Genomic DNA, 734 nt, shown 5'->3' with positions numbered 1-734 from the left:
GTAATTGATCAGGCTGGTACTGTTGGAAGGCTTGATCAGCCTCGTCACCCCAATCTCCAGCATAGCTCACTGTCACGCGGCCAACGTGCCTCCGTAGCTAACATCTACGTCAGCGTTGAAGAAGTACCCTGCGCCACGGGATGTTTTGACCAGGCGAGGGTTGGCCGCATCAGCCTCCAGCTTTCGGCGCAAGCGCATGATTAGGACATCGATACTTCGATCGTACACCTCTTCTCCACGCACACGGCTCGCGAGCAAAAGCCGTTCTCTGGATAGCACGTTGCGGGGGTTCTCCAGAAATGCGATCAAGAGATTGAACTCACATGCGGTAAGCTTGACCTCGCCACGCTCCGCACAGATCAGTCGCCGCTGCTTCACGCTGAGCTTCCAGGCCCCAAAGCGAAATGAGCGCTGCTCTCTGGTTCGCGGACTAGAAATGCGCTGGCGTAGCGCTACTCGAATGCGGGCCAAGAATTCGCGCATCCCGAAAGGCTTGGGAATGAAATCGGTTGCGCCGAGCTCCAGTGCAACCACTTTTTCCGCCTCATCAAGCCGGTCGCCGCTGATCACTATGATAGGAACATCCGATTTTGTCGCCAGATTGCGGACGATCGCAAGTCCATCCTCCCGGCCTAGGTTAAGGTCAACAACCACGAGATCGACTGGCTCACGTGAAAGAACATAGTCAAACTGCTTGCTATCGTGGACTGCGGTTACCTTCAGGGCATGCATCG

General features: G+C 55.7%; 1 protein-coding gene. It reads right to left on the bottom strand.

The genetic code is table 11. The annotated features are described in order from the left end of the window. Positions 1-72: 72 nt before the first annotated feature. Positions 73-732 (bottom strand): winged helix-turn-helix domain-containing protein, encoded by a 660-nt coding sequence (locus NKJ73_RS34105; RefSeq protein ID WP_023734848.1) that lies wholly within the window; start codon positions 730-732, stop codon positions 73-75. Positions 733-734: the final 2 nt, after the last annotated feature.

Origin of the sequence: Mesorhizobium sp. M0074, assembly GCF_040322975.1 — a bacterium.
Lineage (GTDB): Bacteria > Pseudomonadota > Alphaproteobacteria > Rhizobiales > Rhizobiaceae > Mesorhizobium.
Note: the sequence above shows the minus strand (reverse complement) of the source record. Positions and strands in the feature narration are given on the sequence as shown.